This window comes from Streptomyces sp. NPDC006733 (genome assembly GCF_040636125.1).
In the GTDB taxonomy this organism is placed as follows: domain Bacteria; phylum Actinomycetota; class Actinomycetes; order Streptomycetales; family Streptomycetaceae; genus Actinacidiphila.
This window is the reverse complement of record NZ_JBEYJD010000031.1, coordinates 74,279-92,079: the sequence shown is the minus strand read 5'-3', so window position 1 is coordinate 92,079 and position 17,801 is coordinate 74,279. Positions and strand designations below refer to the sequence as shown.

General features: G+C 72.6%; 15 protein-coding genes and 1 tRNA gene. 12 read left to right on the top strand and 4 right to left on the bottom strand.

Going from position 1 to position 17,801, the window contains the following annotated elements; genetic code table 11:
• Positions 1-20: 20 nt before the first annotated feature.
• Together ABZ721_RS26115 and ABZ721_RS26110 are read left to right on the top strand one after the other, a co-directional pair.
• Positions 21-1,931 (top strand): VWA domain-containing protein, encoded by a 1,911-nt coding sequence (locus ABZ721_RS26115; protein ID WP_358791125.1) that lies wholly within the window; start codon positions 21-23, stop codon positions 1,929-1,931.
• Positions 1,928-3,256 (top strand): hypothetical protein, encoded by a 1,329-nt coding sequence (locus tag ABZ721_RS26110; protein ID WP_358791124.1) that lies wholly within the window; start codon positions 1,928-1,930, stop codon positions 3,254-3,256. The genes ABZ721_RS26115 and ABZ721_RS26110 overlap by 4 nt, the downstream gene beginning before the upstream one ends.
• A gap of 47 nt (positions 3,257-3,303) precedes the next feature.
• Here the strand turns inward: ABZ721_RS26110 and ABZ721_RS26105 are convergent, their stop codons facing one another.
• Both ABZ721_RS26105 and ABZ721_RS26100 read right to left on the bottom strand, forming a co-directional pair.
• Positions 3,304-4,602, bottom strand: a complete 1,299-nt coding sequence (locus ABZ721_RS26105) for a protein kinase (RefSeq protein WP_358791123.1) — start codon at positions 4,600-4,602, stop codon at positions 3,304-3,306.
• A gap of 60 nt (positions 4,603-4,662) precedes the next feature.
• Positions 4,663-5,214, bottom strand: coding sequence for a DNA-binding protein (locus ABZ721_RS26100; protein WP_358791122.1), 552 nt, complete (start codon positions 5,212-5,214; stop codon positions 4,663-4,665).
• Positions 5,215-5,314: 100 nt separating this feature from the next.
• Here ABZ721_RS26100 and ABZ721_RS26095 point away from each other — a divergent pair.
• The 3 genes from ABZ721_RS26095 to ABZ721_RS26085 all read left to right on the top strand — a co-directional run bounded on the left by ABZ721_RS26095 (position 5,315) and on the right by ABZ721_RS26085 (position 10,499).
• Positions 5,315-5,387 (top strand) — tRNA-Ala (locus tag ABZ721_RS26095).
• 86 nt (positions 5,388-5,473) lie between these two features.
• The gene (locus ABZ721_RS26090) at positions 5,474-8,815 is read left to right on the top strand and encodes a BTAD domain-containing putative transcriptional regulator (RefSeq protein ID WP_358791121.1); all 3,342 of its coding nucleotides are present in this window, start codon (positions 5,474-5,476) and stop codon (positions 8,813-8,815) included.
• Between the two features lie 46 nt (positions 8,816-8,861).
• Positions 8,862-10,499, top strand: coding sequence for an MFS transporter (locus tag ABZ721_RS26085; RefSeq protein ID WP_358791120.1), 1,638 nt, complete (start codon positions 8,862-8,864; stop codon positions 10,497-10,499).
• A 164-nt stretch (positions 10,500-10,663) separates the two neighbouring features.
• Here the strand turns inward: ABZ721_RS26085 and ABZ721_RS26080 are convergent, their stop codons facing one another.
• Entirely contained in the window at positions 10,664-11,398 is a 735-nt protein-coding gene (locus tag ABZ721_RS26080; RefSeq protein WP_358791119.1) for a DUF5324 family protein, read from the bottom strand.
• A gap of 238 nt (positions 11,399-11,636) precedes the next feature.
• Here ABZ721_RS26080 and ABZ721_RS26075 point away from each other — a divergent pair, with 238 nt between their 5' ends.
• Together ABZ721_RS26075 and ABZ721_RS26070 are read left to right on the top strand one after the other, a co-directional pair.
• Positions 11,637-12,170, top strand: a complete 534-nt coding sequence (locus ABZ721_RS26075) for a peptidylprolyl isomerase (protein ID WP_358791118.1) — start codon at positions 11,637-11,639, stop codon at positions 12,168-12,170.
• A 123-nt stretch (positions 12,171-12,293) separates the two neighbouring features.
• Positions 12,294-13,142: a rhomboid family intramembrane serine protease gene (locus tag ABZ721_RS26070; RefSeq protein ID WP_358791117.1), complete on the top strand. Its 849-nt coding sequence runs from the start codon at positions 12,294-12,296 to the stop codon at positions 13,140-13,142.
• Positions 13,143-13,408: 266 nt separating this feature from the next.
• On the opposite strand, the gene crgA is transcribed toward ABZ721_RS26070, so the two are convergent.
• Positions 13,409-13,663 carry a cell division protein CrgA gene (gene crgA, locus ABZ721_RS26065; RefSeq protein WP_358791116.1) on the bottom strand — a complete coding sequence of 85 codons (255 nt, stop codon included), beginning with the start codon at positions 13,661-13,663 and terminating at the stop codon, positions 13,409-13,411.
• A gap of 259 nt (positions 13,664-13,922) precedes the next feature.
• Between crgA and ABZ721_RS26060 the strand changes: the two genes are divergently transcribed.
• From ABZ721_RS26060 to ABZ721_RS26040, 5 genes are all read left to right on the top strand, one after another.
• On the top strand, positions 13,923-14,585 hold the full coding sequence (locus tag ABZ721_RS26060; RefSeq protein WP_358791157.1) for a DUF881 domain-containing protein: 663 nt from the start codon (positions 13,923-13,925) through the stop codon (positions 14,583-14,585).
• Positions 14,586-14,658: 73 nt separating this feature from the next.
• Positions 14,659-15,363, top strand: coding sequence for a class E sortase (locus ABZ721_RS26055; protein WP_358791115.1), 705 nt, complete (start codon positions 14,659-14,661; stop codon positions 15,361-15,363).
• A 61-nt stretch (positions 15,364-15,424) separates the two neighbouring features.
• The gene (locus tag ABZ721_RS26050) at positions 15,425-15,655 is read left to right on the top strand and encodes a hypothetical protein (protein WP_358791158.1); all 231 of its coding nucleotides are present in this window, start codon (positions 15,425-15,427) and stop codon (positions 15,653-15,655) included.
• Positions 15,652-16,290 (top strand): aminodeoxychorismate/anthranilate synthase component II, encoded by a 639-nt coding sequence (locus ABZ721_RS26045; protein WP_358791114.1) that lies wholly within the window; start codon positions 15,652-15,654, stop codon positions 16,288-16,290. The genes ABZ721_RS26050 and ABZ721_RS26045 overlap by 4 nt, the downstream gene beginning before the upstream one ends.
• Positions 16,287-17,774, top strand: a complete 1,488-nt coding sequence (locus ABZ721_RS26040) for a class E sortase (protein ID WP_358791113.1) — start codon at positions 16,287-16,289, stop codon at positions 17,772-17,774. The genes ABZ721_RS26045 and ABZ721_RS26040 overlap by 4 nt, the downstream gene beginning before the upstream one ends.
• The last annotated feature ends 27 nt before the right edge of the window (positions 17,775-17,801 follow it).

Sequence of the window (17,801 nt, the reverse complement as noted above, 5' to 3'; positions counted from 1 at the left end):
CGGCCGAGGGGGAGCACAGCATGCAACGACCACAGTGGCGGGCGCTTGCCGGGGCGGTGAGCGGTGGGGTGCTGATCTCCGTCCTGGCGGCGCTCGGCGGCCCGGGGGCCGCGCTGGCGGCGGAACCGGCCGCGGACGACAGCCTGATCATGGTGCTGGACTCGTCGGGATCGATGGCGGGGCCCGACGGCTCGGGCAGCACCCGGATCGAGTCGGCCCGCAAGGCCGTCGGCACCGTCGTGGACACCCTGCCGGACGGCCACCGGACCGGGCTGCGGGTCTACGGCGCCGGCAAGCCGCACGGCTGCGACGACACCCAGCTCTCCCAGGCCGTCGTGCCGCTGGACCGGGACGCCACGAAAAGGGCCGTGGCGGCCGTCCAGCCCAAGGGGGACACCCCGACCGCCCTGGCGCTCACCCGGGCCGCGGGCGACCTGCCCAAGGACGGCAGGCGCACGATCCTGCTGATCTCCGACGGCGAGTCCAACTGCGGGGCGCCCAAGCCCTGCGAGGTGGCGGCCCGGCTCGCGGGCGACGGGATCGGCCTGCGGATCGACACCATCGGCTTCCAGGTGAAGGGCGCCGCCCGCGAGGAGCTGGAGTGCGTCGCCCGGGCCGGGCACGGCGCCTACTACGACGCCCCCGACGCGGCCGCGCTCGCCCGCCAGCTGGTGCGCGCTTCGCAGCTCAGCGCCGACGGGTACCGCTTCGAGGGCACCCGCGTCACCGGCGGCCCGAACGCGGCGCGGGCGGCGGACATCGCGCCCGGCCAGTACCTCGACACCATCGGTCCCGGCGAGACCCGCTGGTACGCGGCCGGCCTGGACGCCACCTCCACCGCGGACCTCGCGGTGACGGCGGTGCCGCAGGCGGGCGTCAAGGTCGGCTACGGCGACGGCATCGAGCTGAAGGCGGTGTCCGGCGGCCAGTACGCCTTCACCTGCGACACCGCCTCCGCGCACTTCGGGCAGGACGAGGGCGCGATGATCGTCACCACGGCGGTGAGCCGGGTGCCCACCTCCAAGGGCGGCGGCAGCTGCGACGAGGCCGGCCGCTACCTGCTCTCGGTGCACCGTACGAGCGCGCCGGGCTCCGACCAGGGCCGGTGGCCCATCGAGCTCCGGTACGGCAGCGAGGCGGCGCTCAAGGCCGGGACGACACCCGCGGCCGCCGAGACGGCGTACGGGGACAAGCCCGCGCCGCTCGCCGGCGATCCGCGCGACCTCACGGGCGGCACCGGCTTCAACGACGCCACCGCGCTCACCAAGGGCGTCTGGCGCGACAAGCTGCTGCCGGCGCAGACCCGCTTCTACAAGGTGCGGCTGGGCTGGGGACAACAGCTCAGCTACGCGGCCGAGTTCGCCAACGAGCCGGTCCTCGACGACGCCTCCGGGGCTTCCACCTGGAGCTACGTCGAGACGGGGACGTACGGGCCCGGCCGGCAGCCGGTGCGGGACGCCTCCGGCGGCAGCGACCACCGCAGCTACACCGGCAAACCGCTCTCCGTGGGGCTCGGCACGGTGCCGGTGACGTGGACCAACCGCTGGGTCACCGGCGGCTCGGCACCCGCCGTGCACAGCGCGGGGGACTACTACATCGCCGTCTCGCTCGGCCCGAGGGCGGCGCGGCTGGCGAAGAACGCGGCGGTCGGCGTCGTCCTGCGGGTCGACGTGACCGGCGACGAACTGGCCGGACCGCAGTACCGGGCCCCGGTGCTGGCCAAGGGCCAGGCGAAGGACGACGGCAAGGACGACGGCAAATCCGCCGACAAGGATGTCGATTCGGCCGCGGGCCGCGACAGCGGCGGCTCGGACGGGGGAGGATTCATGACCGGCAAGGACATGATCGCGGCAGGAGCGGGCGGGGCGGTCGCGCTCGCGGCCGTCGGAGGGGTGGCGCTCGTGCGCCGGACCAAGAGGGGCGGGGCGTGATGCGCGCACTGGTGGTGGCGGCGGCGGTGGCCGGCGTGACGCTCGCCGGGCTGCAGGGCACGGCACTGGCGGACCCCGCCGTGCCGGTGTGGCAGCCGCAGGGCACGGCCGTGAAGGGCGCGGCCACGACGGCCGACGCCCAGGCGCTCACGGCCGGCGGTACCTACAAGGACACCCTCAAGGTGGGCGACACCAAGTACTACGGCGTGGACCTGGACGCGAAGTCCTCGGCGTACCTGTCGGCGTTCGCGATTCCGAAGCCGGGCGCCAAGGTCACCTACGGGGACGGCATCGACCTCAAGCTGCAGAGCGCCGACGGCACCGACTGCGACAGCTACACCGCGCACTTCGACAACGACGGGGCGGCGCGGCCGGTCGGCGGCTACACGGCGCGGACCATCGAGAAGGACGGGCGCTGCCAGGAGGCCAACCGCTACACCCTGAAGATCACCCGGGAGAGCGCCGGCACCTCGGACCCGGGCGAATGGCCCGTCGAGCTCCGCTTCATGTCCGAGCCGGCCCTCAAGGCCGACGCCAGGCCCGAGCCCGCCTCCAGCGCCACCGAGGCGTCACCCACACCGGTGACCGGTACGCCCCGACCCGCGCAGGGCGGCACGAGCTTCGACGACGCGGCGGCGATCAAGACCGGCATCTGGAACGACAAGGTGCTGCCCGGCGAGACCCGGTTCTACAAGGTGCCGGTGGACTGGGGCCAGCACGCGGTGCTCTTCGCCGACTTCGCGAACGCGCCCACCGCCAAGGAGGGCGGCTACCAGAGCGCCGGGGTGCGCCTGGACGCGTACAACCCGGCCCGCGGGCACCTCGACGACGACACGGAGTCGTACGCGGGCAAGCAGGTGTCGATCACCGGGCAGACCGTGCCGGTCCTGTACGCGAACCGGTTCGAGAGCGGCAGCAAGGTCTCGGCGACCCGGTTCGCCGGCTGGTACTACTTCGCGGTCAGCGTCCACCCGGGCGTCAGGAACGTCGTGGACGCCCCCATCGGCGTCACCCTGCGGCTGGACGTGAAGGGCGCGGCGACCCCCTCGCCGGGGTACGACGGGGACGTGGCCAAGGCCGGGTTCGGCATCGGCGGCGACGACCTGGCGAAGGCCGACGGCACGGCGACCGGCGGCGGCTCGGACTCCACGATGCGGCTGGTGGCCTTCGCGGCGCTGGGCGCGGGCACGGTGCTGCTGCTGAGCCTGGCGGTGTGGATGGTGGCGGCGCGGCGGCGCCCGCGGGTCGCCGCCCCGCAGCCGCCGCAGGGGCCGCAGCCGCCGCAGGGCCCGCAGTCCGGCTACGGGCCGCCGCAGGCCTGGTAGCGGGCGCCACAAGGCCTGGTTGCGGCAGCGGGAGCCAGCGCGCGCCCCTAGGCCGCGGTCAGGGCCCAGATGCCGACCGCGAAGCAGAGCGCGGCGACGATGAGGATCGGGATCACCAGCTTGGCCGGTGGTCCCGGTCGTCGCGTCTGCGGGGACGCGTGTGCGGCGAGCGGTCCGGCGGGCGGCCCGGTGTGCACCGCCGCCGTGTACGGGCGGGTGGGCTCCGGCTGCCGGGGCGGCCCCGTGGGCTGTTGCGCCTGGACCTCGGCCGCCGCCGAAGGCTGGACCGGCACGGCGGTCGCGTACGGGTTCTGCGCAGGTGGAGGCGGGGTCCGGGTCCCGGTCGGCGGGTGGCCGTTCGTGGTCGGCTGGTGCGGGGCGGGCGCCGGGGCCGGGAGGGCCGGCGGCTGGGGGGCCGGGAGGCGGAAGCTGCCGGTCTCCTCGGAGGCGAGCTGCCGGGCCTTGCGGCGCGGGCCCTGGGCGTCGAAGCCCTCGGGGAGCGGGCCGATCTGGTCGAAGACCTCGACCGGCTCGTCGTCCAGGCCGGGGACCGTCAGGAGCTCGACCGCGGAGGCCAGCGCCTTGCGGGCGCCGGTGGCCGTGCGGAAGCGGGCGTCCGGGTCGGGCTGCAGCAGATTGCCGACGACCTGCCACATCGGCTCGGGCACGCCCTGCGGGGCCCGCGGGACGCCCTCGTTCAGGTAGCGCTCGAAGATCGCCTGGGCGTCCGGCTTCTGCCCGCTGAGCAGGTAGAGGGCGACGAGGCCGACCGCGTACAGGTCCGCCGGGAAGTCGGGCTCGGCGCCCAGCATCTGCTCGGGCGCGAAGTAGCCCGGCGTGCCGACGACGTAGTCGGCCTCGGTCAGCCGCGGCTCGCCCTTGCGCATGGCGATGCCGAAGTCCGACAGCCGCAGGTGCGGCTGACCGGTGCCGGTGGCCTCCAGCAGGATGTTGGCGGGCTTGATGTCGCGGTGCACGATGCCCTCGGCATGGACGGCCGTCAGCCCGGACAGCAGCTGGTCGAGCAGTGCGCAGACGAAGTGCGGGGGCAGCGGCCCGTAGTCGCCGATCAGGTGCGAGAGCGATCCGCCGCGGACCAGGTCCATGGTGAACAGGACCTTGTCGTCGTCGGCGGCCCAGCTGGCGGGCGCGAGGACGTGCGGATGGTCGATCCGCATCGCCTGTTCGCGGACGAAGCGCAGCAGGGCGTGCGCGTCCCGCTGCTGGAGCACCTTCGCCGCGACGTACCGCCCCCGGCGGTGGTCCCACGAGCGCCAGACCGCGCCCGAGCCGCCCCGTCCGATCGGGTCCACCAGCTCGTACCGGCCTGCGAAGACCTCACCCATGAACTGCGACCCGCCCCCCTGCTGCTGCGTCCGGCCCTGATCTGTCCAGTCCTGCTGCGTTCAGCCCTGGTGCGCCTCGTAGTGGGTGATCGCTTCCGCGGTCCGCCCGGCGCCGTACACACGAAGGAACTCTGCCAGTTGTGGATGGCTGGAGGCGAGGGTGTTCGCCGCTTCCGCAATCTCCTCGGCCGAGGCGACGGCCCGCAGCAGTGACTGGATGTCCCGGACGACGTGCCGGGCGGAGCCGGCCGCGGCGCCGGAGGAGGAGCTGTGGGTGGTGCCGGTGAGGACGGAGGAGCCGGAGGACTGCCGGATGTCGTCCATCCGCGAGGTCGCCTCCGAGGACGTCACGCTGCCGTCCGCGACGTGCCCGGCGAGATCCTGGAGCGCCTGCAGGCGCTGGACGACGGCCGGGTTGCCGATCTTCGCGCGCTGACCGCTCATCAGCTGCGACAGCATCGGCGCGGAGAGCCCCAGCACGCCCGCCAGGCGCGCCTGGTTCAGCCCGAGATCGCCGATGAGGCGGCGGAAGAGATCGCCGAGCGGCTCGCCGTACCAGTTGCGCTGCAGCTCCTGCGCGCGGCTGGCGGCGTCGTGCGGAGAGGGGTCCATACGCGCTCCTGTTTGCTGCCGTGAATCCTGCAAAGCATCCTACGGACCGCAATACCCGGTCGGGGTCGCGCCTCGGAACAGGTACGCTGTTCTGCGAAGAGGGGCCTTAGCTCAGTTGGTAGAGCGCTGCCTTTGCAAGGCAGATGTCAGGAGTTCGAATCTCCTAGGCTCCACAGTGTCGATCAGCGCGGGACCGTCCTCGGTCCCGCGCTGATTTGCGTATCGGATCACTGGGCGGTGCTGCACAATCGGGGGCGTGATGTTCGGCATCCTTGGCGCGACGCAGGCCTGGAACGTGGACGGCAGCGCGTTGGTGCTGGGCGGCCCGCGGCGCCGGGCGCTGCTCGCGCTGCTGCTGCTCGACGCGGGCCGGGTGGTGACGCCCGAACGGCTGATCGACGGCCTGTACGGCGAGGAGCCGCCGGCCGGGGTCGCGAACGCCCTGCAGTCGCAGGTCTCGCGCCTGCGTCACGTGCTGCCGCAGCCGGTCGAGTTCAGTCCCGCGGGATACCGGCTCGTGATCGATCCCGACGACGTCGACGCACACCGGTTCGAACGCCTCAGCGCCCAGGGCCGTGAGGCGCTGGCCGCGGGCGATCCCGCCCGCGCCGCCGAACTGCTGCGGGAGGCGCTGGCGCTGTGGCGCGGGCCCGCGCTGGCCGACGTGGGCGACGCGCCGTTCGCGCGGCCGCAGGTGACGCGGCTGGAGGAGCTGCGGGTCTCGGCCGCCGAGGACCGGATGGAGGCCGAACTGGCGCTGGGCGGCCACCGGGAGCTGGTCGCCGGGCTGCGGGAGCTGGTCGACGCGCATCCGCTGCGCGAGCGGCTGCGCGGCCAGCTGATGCGGGCGCTGTACGGCAGCGGGCGGCAGAGCGAGGCGCTGGAGGCGTACGAGGCGGCTCGCGGTGAGCTCGCCGAGACGCTGGGGGCCGACCCCGGGCCCGAGCTGGCCGCCGTCCACCTGGCCGTGCTGCGCGGCGATCCGGAGCTGACGCCCGCCGCCCACGCGCATGTTCCACGTGGAACATCGCCCACGTCTCCCACGACATCGATGGCCGCGTCGTCGCCGCCACCCGCGCCGCCCGGACCGCGCTTCGCGCTGCCCGCGCAGCTGACCAGCTTCGTCGGCCGCGACGAGGAGCTGGAGCGGATCGGGGCGCGGCTGGCCGACGGACGGCTCGTCACGCTCATCGGCCCCGGCGGCGCGGGCAAGACCCGGATCGCGGTCGAGGCGGCCGGGCGGTACGGCGGCGAGGCATGCTTCGTCGAGCTGGCGGGGCTCACCGACGCCGCCGAGGTGCCGCACGCGATCCAGGGCGCGCTGGGGTTGCGCGAGGCCGGGGTGATGCCCGGCGCCGGCCCGGCGCCCGATCCGGTCGCCCGGCTGACCGCCGCCCTGGCCGACCGCCCGCTCCTGCTCGTGCTGGACAACTGCGAGCACGTCGTCGGCGAGATCGCCAAGCTCGTCGGACAGTTGCTCGGGGACTGCGTGCACCTGCGCGTGCTGGCCACCACCCGCGAGCCGCTGGGGATCCCCGGCGAGACGCTCTGCCCCATCCCGCCGCTGCGGCTGCCGCCGCCCGGCACGGACCACGTCCACGCGCTGGCGTTCCCCGCGGTGCGGCTGTTCACCGAGCGGGCCGCCGCCGTACAGCCCGACTTCGAGCTGGCGGCCGACCTCGACGCCGTCCTGCGGGTGTGCACGGCGCTCGACGGACTGCCGCTGGCCATCGAGCTGGCCGCCGCCCGCCTGCGGTCGATGTCCGCGTCCGAGATCGCCTCCCGGCTCGGCGCGCTGTCCGCGGCGCCCGAGCACGCCGAGTACGGGCCCGGGAGCCGGCCCGATGAACGCTTCCGGCTGCTGTCGCGCGGCAGCCGCACCGCCCAGCCCCGGCAGAAGACGCTGCGCGGCGTCGTGGACTGGAGCTGGGACCTGCTCACGGAGCCCGAACGCGCCGTCCTGCGCCGCGCCTCGGTCTTCGCCGGCGGCTGGACGCTGGAAGCGGCCGAGGCAGTCTGCGCGGACCGGGAAGAGGGCGAGGAGGCCACGCGGGAGGCCGGAGTCGACGCGTTCGACGTCCTCGACCTGATCGACTCGCTCGTCGACAAGTCCCTGGTCGTCGCCCACCGCCCCGAGGGCGCCGACGGGGTCCGCTACCGGATGCTGGAGACGATCCGCGCCTACGGGGCCGAGCGGCTCACGGAAGCCGGTGAGAGCCCGGCCCTGCGCCGCGCCCACGCCCGGTACTTCCTCGGCGTGGCCGAGGCCGCTGAGCCCCATCTGCGCCGCTCGGAGCAGCTCGACTGGCTGCGGCGGCTCTCCGCCGACCAGGACAACCTGCACACCGCGCTGCGCCGCCGGGTGGAGGAGGGCGACACCACGACGGCGCTGCGGCTGCTGGCGCCACTGTCGACGTACTGGCTGCTGCGCGGCGTGCGCCTGGAGGGCGCGGGCCCCGCCCGCGCCCTGCTGGACCTCACCGGCCCCCGGGCGCCCGAGGGGCTGGACGAGGAGTACGTGCTGTGTGTGCTGGCCGCTGCCAACGGCCTGACGGACAACCGCGAGCTGAGCGCGCACACGGCAGCCGCCGAGGCGGTGATGTCCGGCCTCGGCTACATGCCGCAGCGCTTCCCCACCCTCACCGTCATCTGGGCGATGGCCATGGGCGCGCCCACCAGCGACGCCGCGGAGCTGATCGCGCGCACCGTGGACGACCCGGGCCGCGACCCGTGGACGGCGGCGCTGCTGCACCTGGGGCAGGGCTACGCGCACTGGATGGTGCGCGGTGACACCGCGCAGGCGGAGCGGGAGTTCACCGCCGGCCTGGTCGGATTCCGGACGCTCGGGGACCGCTGGGCGATGGCCAACGCGCTCGACGTGCTGGCGCAGCTCGCCGACTGGCAGGGCGACCACGAGCGCGCCGCCGCGCTGACCGACGAGGCGCTCGGCTACGTCGAACCGCTCGGCGCGATCGAGGACATGGCGCAGCTGCTGTGCCGGCGTGCCGAACGCAGCGCCCGTGACGGGGACGACGAGTCCGCGCGTGCCGACTACGAGCGGGTGGTCGAGCTGTCCCGCCGGGCCGGAGCGCCCGACTGCATGGCGCTGGCCCACCTCGGGCTGGGCGAGGTCGCCCGGAGCCGCGGCGAGCTGGCGGACGCCCGCGCGCTGTGCGAACTGGCCCTGGGCGAGAGCGGCATCGGCTGGGCGGGCGTCGACATGAACCGTTCGCTGATCCTCATCGCCCTGGCCCGGATCGCCGAGGCCGAGGGGGACCTGGAGCGGGCCCGCGGCTACTACCGGCAGCTCCCCGAGGCCGAGTTGGTGCGCCGCAACGGCCCGGTCGCCGCGAGCTTCGCCGAGGCGCTGGCCGGACTGGCGCTGCTGGACGGCGACCCCGAGCGGGCCGCGCTGCTGCTCGGCACCGCCCGCACGCTGCGCGGAGCCGAGGTGCCGGCCGACCGGGACACGGCCAGGGTCGGCGCCGCGGCCCGTGCCGCCCTCGGCGACGCCGTCTTCGCCGCCGCGCTGTCCCGGGGTGCCGCGCTCTCCCGGGACGAGGCTGTCGTGGTGCTGACCGGCTTCGGGGCGGCACGGTAAGCGGACGGTCAGTGGGCGGTCAGAACGCGCTGCCAAAGTCACCGGCATGACGAAGAACCCGAAGACGGCGCAGACTGCGCGGACGGCCACCGCGACCCCCTCGGACCCCCGCCGCTGGGCGGTGCTGGCGATCTGCTGCGTGGCGGCGGCGCTGCTCGGCATCGACACCAGCGTGCTCAACTACGCGATCCCCTCGCTCGTCACCGACCTGAAGCCGTCGGGCACCGAGATCCTGTGGATCGCGGACGTCTACGGGTTCGCCCTCGGCGCCCTGCTGGTGGTGATGGGCAACCTCGGTGACCGGATCGGCCGCAAGAAGCTCCTGCTGATGGGCGCGGGCGCGTTCGGGGTGGCGTCGGTCCTCACCGCGTACGCCACCAGCCCGGAGATGCTCATCGGGGCCCGTGCCCTGCTGGGTGTGGCCGGTGCGACGATCATGCCGTCGACGCTGTCGATCGTCCGCAACGTGTTCACCGACCCCCGCGAGCGCACCACGGCCGTGGGCATCTCCGGCGGTGTCGCGGCGGGCAGCTTCGCCCTCGGCCCGGTCGTCGGCGGCGCGCTGCTGGACCACTTCTGGTGGGGCTCGGTCTTCCTGATCAACGTCCCGATCCTGCTGGCCCTCATCATCGCCGGGATGATCGTGCTCCCCGAGTCCCGCAACCCCGCCCCGGGACGGCTGGACTGGATCAGCGTCCCGCTCTCGATCGTCGGTCTGCTGGGCGTCATCTTCGCCATCAAGACGGCCGCCCGTGACGGTGTGCACGAGTCCTCGGTGTGGATCGCCGCCGCGGTCGGCGTCGTCTGCCTGATCGCCTTCGCCCGGCGCCAGACCCGCATCGACGCGCCACTGCTGGACGTCAAGCTCTTCCGCAACCCGGCCTTCGCCGGCTCCATCAGCGCCAACCTGGTCGCGATCTTCGCCTCGGCCTCGCTCTCGCTGGCCTTCTCGCTCTACTTCCAGGTCGTCCGCGGCTGGTCCCCGCTGATGGCGGGCCTGGCGCTGCTCCCCGGCCCGCTGTCCGCCGCCTTCGCCGCGCCGCTGTCCTCCGCCCTGGTGCCCGTGATCGGCCGGGCCAAGGTGGTGGCCCTGGGCCTGGGACTGATGTCGGTCAGCATGGTCGGGCTGGGCCTGGTCACACCGGACTCCAGCTACTGGCTGCTGCTGCCCGCGCTGATCGTCAACGGGGTCGGCATCGTCCTGACCTTCACCGTCACCTCCGACACGGTCCTGGCGAGCGTGCCGAAGGAGCGGGCGGGCGGCGCCGCGGCGATCTCCGAGACGGCGATGGAGCTGGGCGGAGCGCTGGGCGTCGCGATCCTCGGCTCGGTGCTGACCAGCGTCTACCGCAGCGGTCTCGACCTGCCGGCCGGTCTTCCGGCCGATGCGGCCGAGGCCGCCAGGGAGTCGGTCGGCGGGGCGGTCGGGCCCGGGGCGCAGCTGCAGGGCCCGGTGGGGCGGCAGGTGGCCGAGACGGCGAGCGAGGCCTTCACCCACAGCATGCACGTCACCACCCTGGCGGGCGCGGTGCTGATCGCCGTCGCCGCGGTGGCCGCGCTCTACACCCTGCGGGGCGTCCCCGCGGTGATCGACGAACCGGCGGACGCGGAGAGCGAGGCGCCGGGCGACGCGGAGGGCCCGGGGGCCGCCGCGGACGGCGCCGGGGAACTGGTCGCGCGCTGACCGCGCCCACGAGCGGCCCGCCGGCCGCACCAGGACATGCCCGCAGGCCCACAGGAGGAGGGCGGGAGACCATACCGGTCTCCCGCCCTCCTCCTGTGGCACGTACGCGCTGTTCGACAGGGGATCCAGGACCCCGAGCTACCGACTGCCGGCCAAGTCCTGGATCAGGACTCGTTGCCGCGCTCCGGGCGCTCCACCCGGTCCGCCTCGGCCTGCTTCGCCTGCACCTCGGGGTCGAGGGGCTCGACGGGCGAACCGTCGACGGTGTCGAGCGGGTCGCCGGCGCCCGCGCGGTCCATGCCGATGACGCTCGCGGCGTTGCCGTTGAGCGTGGCACGGTCCGCGACCTCGGTCGGAGCGGCGGGCTCGACCAGCCAGTCCGGGTTGGTCTGCTTGCTCCACCACTTCCACGCGGCGAACCCGGCACCACTGATGATGCCGATCAGGACGAGGCGCTTGGCCGCCTTGCCCGCCCTGGCACGGCGCCGGTGCTTCTTGCCCAGCTTGTTGATCTCCGCGACCGACACCTTGCCCTGCAGAGCGGCCAGTGCGGCCGCCCCACGAGCCACGGCCTCGTCGCGGGCGGGGCCCGCGGCGGCACGGGTGACCTCCACCGCGTGTCCGACCCTGGGGGCCGCGTACTCGTTGGCCTGCCGTGCGGTCTGCGCTGCCTTGACGGCCGCGGTGTCCACGGCCGAAGCGACCTTGGGCGGCAGTGCGGCGTGTGCCTTGTGCGCGGCTGTCGCGACTCGTGGCGTCAACCAGATCCGGGCTTCGTCCGCGTAGTGCGCGGCGCTGTCCTTGGCGGTGACAGCGTATGGAGCGACCACCTCAGCGGCGTGCTGCATGCTGTCCTTGGTCTGCCCGGCTGCGTTGCGCACGCTGTCGATGCGGGTCACAGGAACCTCCTCCTCGGTGGCGTACGGTTTTCGCCTGTCCACCCGATTTGAAATCATGCCTGTCTACGGCCGGTCCGGCATGTGCGACCGGGCATATGGGTCATGGCGGGACACTCGAGAGCTTAGACAGACGATGCCACGATGCGGGCCGGGACGCGATGGGGCCGCGCGAGCCGACGGCGACTCCTGGCCCGTGCGAGGATTTGTCCCTGTCAGCGAAGACTATGGAAGGTAGATCGTGGCCGAGCAGCTCTACGCGACCCTGAAGACCAACCACGGGGACATCGAGGTCCGGCTGCTGCCGAACCACGCGCCGAAGACGGTGAAGAACTTCGTCGAGCTCGCCGAGGGCACGCGTGAGTGGACCGACCCGAAGACCGGCAAGCCGACCAACGCCAAGCTGTACGACGGCACGGTGTTCCACCGCGTGATCACCGGCTTCATGATCCAGGGCGGCGACCCGCTGGGGAACGGCACCGGCGGCCCCGGCTACGAGTTCGCGGACGAGTTCCACCCGGACCTCGGCTTCGACCGTCCCTACCTGCTGGCGATGGCCAACGCGGGCCCGGGCACCAACGGCTCGCAGTTCTTCATCACGGTCTCGCCGACCACGTGGTTGAACCGCAAGCACAGCATCTTCGGCGAGGTCGTCGACCCGGCCGGCCAGAAGGTCGTGGACTCGATCATCGCCACCCCGACCAACCCGCGCACCGACCGCCCGGTGCAGGACGTCGTGATCGAGTCGGTCGTGATCGAGACCCGCAAGAGCTGATCGGGACCAGCGGGAGCTGATCGCTCCGCACCGTTCGCGAACCGCCGTACTCTTCGGGAACACCGCGCCCTGCCCGTCCGTATGGAGGGGCAGGGCGACGCGCGTCCCCAGGAAGAGGACCTCATGGACCAGGCGGTCTGCTGCTACCGGCACCCCGATCGCGAGACCGGCATCCGCTGCACCCGTTGCGACCGGCCGATCTGCCCCGAATGCATGGTCAGCGCTTCGGTGGGCTTCCAGTGCCCGGAGTGCCTGGGCGAGGCCCGGCGGACGACACCGGTGCCGCGCACGTCCATGGGCGGGACCGTGGCCGCCGACCCGCACCTGGTGACGAAGATCCTGATCGGGCTCAACCTGGCGGTCTTCCTGCTGGTGCAGGCGGTCGGCGACCGGCTCGCGGGCGACCTGTCGCTGTACGCGTACTGCGACCCCGTCGTGAAGCAGTACTGCGTCGGCGTCTCCGAGGGCCCGGACCAGTGGTACCGCCTGATCAGCTCGGTCTTCGCGCACCAGGAGTACTGGCACATCGGCTTCAACATGCTGACGCTGTGGTGGATCGGCGCCCCGCTGGAGGCCGCTCTCGGCCGGGCCCGCTATCTGGCGCTGTACCTGATCTCGGGGCTGGGCGGCAGCGCCCTGGTCCTGGTGCTCTCCCCGTACCCGGGCGCGCTGGGCGCCTCCGGGGCGATCTTCGGCCTCTTCGGGGCCACGGCCGTCCTGATGCGGCGCAGCCGCATGGACATGCGGCCGATCCTGATCCTGCTCGGGCTGAACCTGTTCTTCAGTTTCACCTGGTCGAACGTGAGCTGGCAGGGCCACCTCGGCGGCCTGGCGGCCGGCACCCTGATCGCGATCGGGCTGGCGTACGCGCCGCGCGAGCGCCGGGATCTGGTGCAGTGGGGGACCTGTGCGGCGGTGCTGGTGGCCACGCTCGTGGCCAGCTGGATCGCCGTGGCGCAGATTGGCGCCTGAAGGGGCGTTACCGTTGGCGTTGATCAGACGTTATCCACAACGAGTACCCGAGCCTGTGCACCCTGTGGGGAACGTGTGTGCGTGCGGTCACCGCACCGTGTTTTCCCTGCAAGATCAACGAAAGACCGGTGGCCGACGCATCGGCCACCGGTCACACCGGCGTCAACCTCGTAGAGGTTATCCACAGATCTTCCGACCTTTTCCCCACTGTGGATAACTGTGTGGACAACTCTGGGGAGAAACGTTCGGACCAGCTGTGGAGCCGGCTACTTCCACTGCGTGGAGACGACGAATCCCCCCGCGATGAAGCCGAAGCCCACCACGATGTTCCAGTTCCCCAGGGCGTCGACCGGCAGGCTGCCCTGCGTGACGTAGAAGAGGACGATCCAGGCCAGCCCGATGACGAAGAACGCCAGCATCAGGGGCGCGACCCAGTTGAAGCCGGACTTGAGCTTTATCGTCTGCGTCTTCTCCGGCGGCGGAGTGAAGTCGGCCTTCTTGCGGATCCGTGACTTCGGCACGAGGAACTCTCCTGTCGATGCGCTGCGTAACCGCGCGGGGATGTCGGGATGTGAGGCTGGCCGGGCGGGTGGGGGCACCACCGCGGACGGGCGTCCGTTAGCGTAGTGCTTCCTCGGGTGTGAAGGAGACAAGGGTACGGTGACCGATTCCGGCGACGCGTCCCCCTCCCGTCCTTCTCCCTTCCGTCCTTCCACCCGCACCGTAGTACTGCGGACGCTCAGTGCGGGAGTCTTCGCGCTCGCCGGACTGATCTTCTGGATGAGCTTCGACACGGCCAAGGGCGTCAACATCCGCAGTGACGACCCGCTGCCCAAGCTCTCGGACAACGTCCGCAAGCAGAGCGGCCGCAACCAGGAGCTGGAGAATCAGCTGATCGGAGTCCGCGGCGACGTCGACTCCCTCACCCGTCGCGGTGCCGGCACCACCGACGCGACCCGCAAGCAGCTCGACCTGCTCGAGGACGAGGCGGGCACGAAGGCGCTGACGGGTCCGGCGATCGACGTCACCCTCAACGACGCCCCGCCGAACGCCACCGCGCTGGTCCCCGGCGTGCCCGACCCGCAACCCAACGACCTGGTCATCCACCAGCAGGACCTGCAGGCCGTGGTCAACGCGCTGTGGGAGGGCGGGGCGGTGGGCATCAGGGTCATGGACCAGCGGCTGATCTCCACCAGCGCCGTCCGCTGCGTCGGCAACACGCTGATCCTGCAGGGGCGGGTCTACTCCCCGCCGTACAGAATCACCGCTGTGGGTGACCAGAAGAAGCTGCGGGCGGCCATCGACCGGAACGCGACGATCCAGAACTACCTCCAGTACGTCAACGCCTACGGACTCGGCTGGAAAGTGGAGGCCGACAGCAGGGTGACTCTTCCCGGCTACTCCGGCACAGTGGATCTCCACTACGCGAAGCCCGTCTCCTAGCCGGTCGCGGGAGCGGTCGCGGGAGCGGCTGCGCGACCGTGCTTCGGGCGTGAGGCAGGGGGCAGGGGAGCCGATGACGATCCGGCTGGTCGTGCGGACGCTGAGCGAACTGTGTGTCACGGCCGGCGCGCTGATCGTCCTGTTCGTCGTCTACATCCTGTTCTGGACCGGTATGCGCGCCGACAGCGCGATGAACGGCGAGATCGACCGGCTGCAGAACACCTGGGCCACCGGATCCCTGGCCCCCGCCGACCCGCCCCCGAGCCCGTCGGTCCCGTCCGCCGCGCCCACCGAGCCGGCCCCCTACCAGGACGGCACGTCGTTCGCCGTCATGTACATCCCGCGGTTCGGCGCCGGGTGGCACAAGCCCGTCCTCCAGGGCACCGGCACCGGGGTGCTGAAGAAAGGGCTGGGGCACTACCCCGGCACCGCCCGGCTGGGCGCGACCGGCAACTTCTCGGTGGCCGGCCACCGCCGCACCTACGGCGACCCCTTCAAGGACTTCCCCGAACTGCGCAAGGGCGACCGCGTCCACCTCTTCGACGGCGTGTCCTGGTACACGTACGTCCTGGACCGCGCTCCCTTCCGTACCGTTCCCACCGACACCGGCGTCATCGACCCGGTGCCGGCGAAGTCCGGCTGGACCGCGCCGGGCCGCTACCTGACGCTGACCACCTGCGATCCCGAGTGGGGCCACAGCCACCGGCTCATCGCCTGGGCCCATCTGGAGACGGTCCGTCCGGCCGAGCAGGGCCGGCCGGACGGTTTGTCCGGGTAGGCCGACGGTCCCGCCGATCTCCCCTTACTCTGTTCCGGGGAACCGGGAAGGAAGGCACCGCATGTACGGCTGGATCTGGCGGCATCTGCCGGGCAACGTGTGGCTCAGAGCGCTGATCTCGCTCGTCCTCGCACTGGCCGTCGTCTACGTCCTGTTCCAGTACGTCTTCCCGTGGGCCGAACCCCTGCTGCCGTTCAACGACGTGACCGTGGACAACGGCATGCACCTGGGCAACGGCATGCACGTGGCGAACGGGCTGAGCGGGGCCAACGGGACGGTCGCCGTCCGATGACCGCTCGCATCCTCGTGGTGGACAACTACGACAGCTTCGTCTTCAACCTGGTCCAGTACCTCTACCAGCTCGGCGCCGAGTGCGAGGTGCTGCGCAACGACGAGGTCGAGCTCGCGCACGCGCAGGACGGCTTCGACGGGGTGCTGCTCTCCCCCGGTCCCGGCGCGCCGGAGCAGGCCGGGGTCTGTATCGACATGGTCCGGCACTGCGCGGAGACCGGGGTGCCGGTCTTCGGCGTGTGCCTGGGCCTGCAGTCCATGGCCGTCGCCTACGGCGGCGTCGTCGGCCGGGCGCCCGAGCTGCTGCACGGCAAGACGTCCCTCGTGACGCACACCGGCACCGGCGTCTTCGCCGGCCTGCCGACGCCCTTCACCGCGACCCGCTACCACTCGCTGGCGGTCGAGCGGGACACCGTGCCGCCGGAGTTCGAGGTCACGGCCTGGACGGACAGCGGCATCATCATGGGGCTGCGGCACCGTGACGCGGCCGTCGAGGGCGTGCAGTTCCACCCCGAGTCGGTGCTCACCGAATGGGGCCATCTGATGCTCGCCAACTGGCTGGTGGCGTGCGGGGACGAGGGCGCCCCCGACCGTTCGACGGGACTGGCGCCCGTGGTCGGCAGGGCCGGGGCGTGACCGGGCTCCGCCCGGACGAGCCCCCGTCCTACGAGGACACGGGCCAGTTCGAGGTGGCGGTCGGACAACTCGCGGACCCGCTCAGCGACCCCCTTCCGGGGCGGACGCCGGTGCGGGAGACGGCTCCAGAGCCTCCGGACGCGGGCGGGGAGGTCATCGGCTCCCCCTGGTTCCGCCCGCACGAGATGCCGCAGCATGCGGAGCCGGTGCAGCCGGTGCAGCAGGCGGAACCGGTGCAGCACGCGGAACCGGTGCGCCAGGCGGAACCGGTGCTCCAGGCGCCGTTGGAGCCGTCGCCGTCGCCGGTGTACGACGCGGGATACGCAGGCACGTACGAGACGGCGCGCGAGGGCGCGTACGACACCGGCTACGAGAACGGCTACGACCTCGGGGTCGCAGCGCCGCCCGAGCGGGAGCCCGAGTTCGACCCGGTCCCCGTTGCCGCACCCGCCCCCGCACCCACCCCCGCACCCGTGCCGCCCCCCAGGCGGCGCAGGGGCGTGCCCGGGGAGACGGCGCAGTTCCCGGTGGTGCGGCCGGACGAGGTCGCGGAGCCCCGAGAGGCCGGGGAACCCGACGAGACCGCTGCCGCGGAGGTGAGCGCGCCGGCGCCCGGCGGCCGTGCCGAGCGCCGTAAGGCCGCCAAGCAGGGCGCTGGGCACCGTGCCAGGGCCCGCGGAGCTTCCGGGAGCCCTGCGGGCCCCGGGGCCGCCCAGGCGGCCGCGACGGCCCCGGCCGTCCCCATGACCCGCCTGGAGGCCAGACGGGCGGAGCGGGCGGCCAAGGACAGCCCCGCGGTGATCCTCAGCCGGGTGATCGGCGAGGTGTTCATATCGGTCGGCGTCCTGATGCTGCTCTTCGTGACGTACCAGCTCTGGTGGACCAACATCCGCGCCCACCAGCAGGCCAGCGGTGCGACCAGCGCACTGCAGAACCAGTGGAGCAAGGACAAGGACAAGGGCGCCCAGAAGGCGGACGACCCCCGCGCGGCCGGCGCCTTCTCCCCCGGCCAGGGCTTCGCGATCATGTACATCCCGAAGCTGGACGTGAAGGCCCCGATCGCCGAGGGGGTCTCCAAGCACAACGTCCTGGACAAGGGCATGATCGGCCACTACACGGGGGCGATGAAGACGGCGATGCCGTGGGACAAGCAGGGCAACTTCGCCCTCGCGGCCCACCGCAACACCCATGGAGAACCGTTCCGCTACATCAACAAGCTGGTGCCCGGCGACAAGATCGTGGTCGAGACCGAGAGCACGTACTACACGTACGAGATGACCAGCGTGCTCCCGAGCACCTCCCCGTCGAACGTCAAGGTGATCCAACCGGTCCCGCCGGGCTCCGGGTTCACCAAGCCGGGCCGCTACATCACGCTGACGACCTGCACCCCCGAGTTCACCAGCACGTACCGGATGATCGTCTGGGGCAAGATGGTCGAGGAACGGCCGCGCAGCCAGGGCAAGCCGGCGGCGCTGCCCGACTGACCGGCCCCCGGGCCGGACAACGGACTG